Below are 3,527 nucleotides of genomic sequence, written 5' to 3'. Positions count from 1 at the left end.
TTGTTTTGCAACTCTAAAATGACAATTTTTAGCCAGTTTTTAGCCCATACTCTTTTTTATTATTCATTTTTTAAACAGGCTCTTAATGATTTAAAAGTAAATGCACACAAACTTAAAGTTTTCAATTTTCAAACTTTAAGTGATGCTATAATATATCTGAGCAAGAATTCGCCAGAACTTATAAAGGATTTACCTACTGAAAAAGAATTAAAAACAATTTCAAAAGTAGAAGCAGAATTAATTGAAACAGAATATCCCAAAATTTTGGAAAAAACGCCTGATATTAGATTTGATGAACTACAACGTCTTGAATATATGAAACGTCATAATTTGATTCGCACTGATGAATATCAATCTAGATTAATGAAATTAGGTATTTTGAATAGTTTGCCAAAATAGTACTGCAATACAACGTACTATCAAAATACGGAAATGTCTATAATAAACAATCCTAAATCTCACAAAACGATTAAAAAAAAATTAATTTGTGACAGGAATCACTGTATGTGATTTCACTAATCATTTTGACGTAATAGCGTAAATTTGAAAATTAGCAAGTATTCAAAAAATTTTTATGAAATTTACTATTGAAAATGGAAATGATATATGCTCTATCGGAATGAGTGATATTGGTAGCTACATAAGATTTAATTATCCGCTGACTGTAGTCTGGCGTGATTGCCAGGGTTCTGTTGGAAAGTATGTTAGTGTTTTACCCTATAATGAAGAGTATCGGAAGACAGTGAGGGATAAAATCAATGAAGATTTAAATCAGGATTTTACAAATAACATTCAGGGATTGTATAGAGCTTTGCACCCCTTGTTTCCAATATTTAAGAATGGAAGTTACATCCTACAATTTTATAATAGCAAACAAAAAGAATTTTTTGAGTACAAATCTTCAATTGACAATTTTGAAAAGTCAAGATACGAAGATCTGGAGGTTGTATTTCCAGATGAAATAACAGACATTAGAAATGCAGACAATGTAATTAAAAATCACAAACAATTTTTTAAAGAGGTTAAAATATCTAAGGAGTTTTATCCTTCTAGCTTATTAGACTATTCAACGAGTGGCATCTACAAAGATTTTGAATCTTTGTATGCTACGCAACCACAACAAGATATTGACGGAAATAGAGTTAAATATTTTGAAAATATAATTAAAAATGGAGCAAGACCATTTGCAATAATATTTAATGCTTATTTTGACTTGAATGATTACTATTCGTCGAATTTTATTTTGGATGGACATCATAAGTTATTAGCTTATAAAAAGTTAGGAATCTATCCGCCATTGGCAACAATTACATATAGTCCTGACAATATTGACGAAGTTGAATTTGATGCTAAAAAACTTGCCGAGTCGCTTTATCCTTGGCAAACTAAGCACATAATGGAGCATTGGGATGATAAAAATTTTTTAGATGAAAATGCTGCGCAAGATGGTTTGGCAAAAAGTGAAAAAATTATTAAAGCAAATTCAGAAAGCAAAAATAGTAGTTTTTTAGATAGGCTTAACAATATGTTTGAATAAAGATATCTCTAACTTTAATTAAAAACTGAAAATCTCAAAAAACGATAAAATATGATGAATTTATAATATTATTTTATGAAACTGCCACCAGAACTTGAGGATGAATATGTAAAAGAAGTTCTCTACAACTATTCTTTAGAAAATCTTCCTGATGAACAATGGAAGTCTATTGAAGGATTTGAGAATTATGAAATATCCAATTATGGAAGGGTGAAGAGTCTTAGCCGTCTTTCTCATACAACAATGGGAATAGAACATTGGATAACCGAAAAAATCCGCAAGCCGCATTTTACCAGACAGTATAATAACTACCTTAAAAACTACATTTACAATGTTAACTGTGGACTTTCTTCAGATGGATCTAAGTACACCAGATCTGTTGCACGTTTGGTATACTATCATTTTGTCGAAAGATTTGACCTGGAGGATCGTTCATTTGTGATTTCATGTAAAGATGATAACGTTTTTAATAAACACAGCAGCAATCTGGAGAAAATTTCAGCAAAAGAAAAGCGTATGACTATTTTTCGCAAGGATAGAACAAGAAACGTACATGTTGATTACATGAAACCAGTCAGCCAGTATACAGTAGAAGGGGATTTTATTGCTCATTATGAAAGTATCTATTCTGTAGAAGAAAAACTGGGTATCGCTTGTGAAAGCATTATGGATGTAATCAATAAGGTCATTCTGACGTCCGGAAAATTTCGATGGTTTTTGCAGGGAAATCCTCCAAAAAAAGAGGAATTTCAAATGGTCAAAATATCATATAATGTGAATAGTTTACTCAATAAATATCTCTGGGAGAAACTTGGTAAGCCGAACATTGACGCATATAACCCACCATCGTGTTTTAATTTATCCGTAAAAGATCTTTCCGGAGAATACTGGGTGCCTGTTCCTATTCCAGGCTTCGAATCCCGTTATCAGTTGTCTAACAAAGGACGGATAAAACGATTAAGCGGTTGGATTTCAAGAAACAAGTTTATTTTTTTACAGGAAAAAATACTGTCCCAGACCTTGATCATCAATAATGATAAAACTTACTCTTTGTCGTGCAAATTAAATAATGAAGGGAAATATATTCGGGTAGTAATGAGTAAACTGCTCTATTGTTGTTTTGTAGAAAAATTTGATTTATTAGACAGGAACTTGATGGTTGTCAATAAAAGCAATCCTCAATGGGATATTGATATTTCAAAACTCTCACTGCATCCGGCTAATGATGTGCTAAAAGGAAATTTTAGAAATTCTGATAAGAATGTAAATATAAGTAACTGAGTAAATAAGTTTACAACTATTCCGCGTGAGTTTATGCGTTACCATCAATCTTGAAAATATATTTATTATTCTTAAAAGGTCAATCAAAAACTCAAAACAACTCAATATGATATAGACATTATTTAATTATATTGCTGAATGTTTGGAGTATTCTGTGAAACTTGTTTCAATAGAGAAAACGATAAAAAAAAGTTATGACTGTAATCTTATGTATTGATTTTCATCGAAAACCCATAAATTGGGAATCTCCTGTTCTTCCAAGAATAGGAGAAAAGCTATTTACCGGAGATTTCTTTCCCGGAGAAGAACTTAGCCAAATGGAAGATTATTTGATTGTTAGGGATGTCATCTGGCATAAAGAAAAAGAAGATTCAAAAGAATACAGTATCAGTTTGCTGTTAGATTATCAAGAATAAATAATATACGTGATAGGAAAATGGAATACAAAAATAAAATCATTGAATTACTAAAGGACGGTTTCACAATCACTGAAATATCAGAATATCTAAAAGAAAATAACTTCGAAACCAGCAGTCTAAGTTCAGTTGAGAAATATGTCTATAAATTAAAAAAAGAATATAAAGCTAAAACGATGTTTCAACTTGCTCATTTAATGCTTAAATAATCTCAAAAAACGATATTTTTCCATTAGTCAACTATAAGAATCAAACGGTTTACTTCATATTTTCTTTTGAGGCTTTTTGCATTT

The 3,527-nt window shown here is 30.5% G+C and carries 4 protein-coding genes; all 4 read left to right on the top strand.

The window, feature by feature from the left end:
• Nucleotides 1-399, top strand: a 399-nt coding sequence (locus AB671_RS04220; RefSeq protein ID WP_228390993.1) for a hypothetical protein, incomplete at its 5' end; no start/stop codon positions are given.
• A gap of 175 nt (nucleotides 400-574) precedes the next feature.
• A complete protein-coding gene (locus AB671_RS04215; RefSeq protein ID WP_066681039.1) occupies nucleotides 575-1,537 on the top strand; it encodes a hypothetical protein in 963 nt (320 codons plus the stop codon).
• A 75-nt stretch (nucleotides 1,538-1,612) separates the two neighbouring features.
• A complete protein-coding gene (locus AB671_RS04210) occupies nucleotides 1,613-2,818 on the top strand; it encodes an NUMOD4 domain-containing protein (RefSeq protein ID WP_066681037.1) in 1,206 nt (401 codons plus the stop codon).
• Nucleotides 2,819-3,012: 194 nt separating this feature from the next.
• Entirely contained in the window at nucleotides 3,013-3,234 is a 222-nt protein-coding gene (locus AB671_RS04205) for a hypothetical protein (protein WP_066681035.1), read from the top strand.
• Nucleotides 3,235-3,527 lie beyond the last annotated feature (293 nt).

It is taken from the genome of Chryseobacterium sp. BGARF1, from assembly GCF_001677955.1.
Taxonomy (GTDB): Bacteria; Bacteroidota; Bacteroidia; order Flavobacteriales; family Weeksellaceae; genus Chryseobacterium.
The sequence above is the reverse complement of the archived record's forward strand: the minus strand, read 5'-3'. Positions and strand labels throughout refer to the sequence as shown.

Coding starts and splice junctions, on each gene's coding strand:
- AB671_RS04205 (WP_066681035.1), top strand. CDS start 3,013: ATGACTGTAATCTTATGTATTGATTTTCATCGAAAACCCATAAATTGG.
- AB671_RS04210 (WP_066681037.1), top strand. CDS start 1,613: ATGAAACTGCCACCAGAACTTGAGGATGAATATGTAAAAGAAGTTCTC.
- AB671_RS04215 (WP_066681039.1), top strand. CDS start 575: ATGAAATTTACTATTGAAAATGGAAATGATATATGCTCTATCGGAATG.